The organism is Caballeronia arationis (assembly GCF_001544975.2).
Classification (GTDB): Bacteria; Pseudomonadota; Gammaproteobacteria; order Burkholderiales; family Burkholderiaceae; genus Caballeronia; species Caballeronia arationis.
In genome coordinates, this window is the sequence record NZ_FCOG02000428.1 from 1 (window position 1) to 1455 (window position 1455).

The following is a 1455-nucleotide window of genomic DNA, read 5'->3' on the forward strand; positions in this document are numbered from 1 at the left end:
CAATCGGAAACAGGCGTTGGCCGCACGCGCGGCGTAACGCCAAACTCGCCGGTCTCCGACAAACCCGGGGCGCTTCACAGTGTCTGGGTGCTGAGCGAGGCTCCCAGCAGAACCACGGCAATTTCTAGCAAGGTCTTGGAGCTAAAATTGATTCCGGCCTGCCAGTAAGCGGCTGGCTTCCAGAGACTTCGCACAGCCGTTCCGATGAGAATGGCGAGGACCAGGGCTTCCAGCCAGGCGCGCCCGAACAACCACTCCTCAGCCAGTTGCAACCCGAAAGCGACCAGAGTGACGGCAATGCACAGGGCAACGCCTGGCGCATGGGTTCGCACCCAAGCCAGCGTGCTGGAATCGATCGGGCGCCTTCCAGTTAAAGCATGGGGTCCGAGGGGGGTAGACATCGCGTTCTCGCTATTTCAGTGACCAGAAAGAGGAGGAATTATCGCGACGGCTGCTTCTATATTCCAACGCAGAATATAGAACGAATTGATCGGTTATATAGAACGATGCTCAGGCGGCGCCGCCGTTGGGTGAAATGATCTGACCCACGAGATAGTGATGGCCGGACGCAACGTAGACCGGAGGGCGTTGTCAGGTTGATGAGCTCGGGGCAAACCGATAGCAGGCGAGCGACACCGGGCTCAAGCGCAGAACACGCTTAAAAACGCGTTTGGCGGCGCCCTTGTCGCGCTGCTCTTGCAGCAGGATACCCAGCTCAGCACCTTGCTTGTCGCAGCACATATGGCTCCGCGTACCGCGGCGAACATCTCGGACGATGCCACGTGCTGCCCGGCTTGCGGCGCGCAGCTTTCGCACGGTTAGCATAGCTGCCCCAAACCTGTCGCATCAGCGCGCCGGATCGTCTCGTAGGTCACGATCGCGCCTCGCTCGAACAGCAACTCCTCGATCTCGCGGGAACTCAACCGGAAGCGATAGTACCAGCACACAGCGCAACTGATGACGCTGACAGCGAATCGGTGACCGTGATAACGATCTCAAACCTTTCGTCACACCATATCACGCGACCATTCTGAGATTGACCCGCGAAAACGGACACCTATCCTTTGGATCCTTTGGATAAGGAGGTGCCAAAATGGGCAAGCATCGAGCACCGTACCCGGCGGAGTTCCGGGCTCGCATAGTCGATTTGGTGAAAGCGGGGCGAACGCCTGAGGAACTGGCGCAGGAGTTCGAGCCTAGCGTGCAAACAATAGTCAACTGGGTGGCGCAGGCTGACATTGATGCCGGGGTACGTCACGACGGTTTGACCACGGCTGAACGTTCAGAACTCACACGTCTGCGCCGCGAAAATCGGCAGTTGAAGATGGAGCGCGACATACTCTCTCACGCGGCGACCTGGTTCGCCCGCGAGACAGGAGAGTTATGGTCGGAACTGGTGTTCGGGTGAGGCAGGGATTTGAAGGCGGTGGCGGTTTAGCTGAGAATGTTGCTTGT

General features: G+C 58.6%; 2 protein-coding genes and 1 pseudogene. 1 reads left to right on the forward strand and 2 read right to left on the reverse strand.

The genetic code is table 11. The annotated features are described in order from the left end of the window. Window positions 1-74 precede the first annotated feature (74 nt). On the reverse strand, window positions 75-401 hold the full coding sequence (locus tag AWB81_RS42880; protein ID WP_087135619.1) for a putative sulfate exporter family transporter: 327 nt from the start codon (window positions 399-401) through the stop codon (window positions 75-77). A 235-nt stretch (window positions 402-636) separates the two neighbouring features. After that, window positions 637-959, reverse strand: a pseudogene (locus AWB81_RS49110) (transposase family protein); the annotation flags it as partial. 134 nt (window positions 960-1093) lie between these two features. Between AWB81_RS49110 and AWB81_RS42890 the strand changes: the two are divergent. Continuing rightward, window positions 1094-1408: a transposase gene (locus AWB81_RS42890; RefSeq protein ID WP_062644640.1), complete on the forward strand. Its 315-nt coding sequence runs from the start codon at window positions 1094-1096 to the stop codon at window positions 1406-1408. Window positions 1409-1455 lie beyond the last annotated feature (47 nt).

Excerpts from the sequence above, each read along its gene's own strand:
- AWB81_RS42890 (WP_062644640.1), top strand. The coding sequence starts at position 1,094 with ATGGGCAAGCATCGAGCACCGTACCCGGCGGAGTTCCGGGCTCGCATA.
- AWB81_RS42880 (WP_087135619.1), bottom strand. The coding sequence starts at position 401 with ATGTCTACCCCCCTCGGACCCCATGCTTTAACTGGAAGGCGCCCGATC.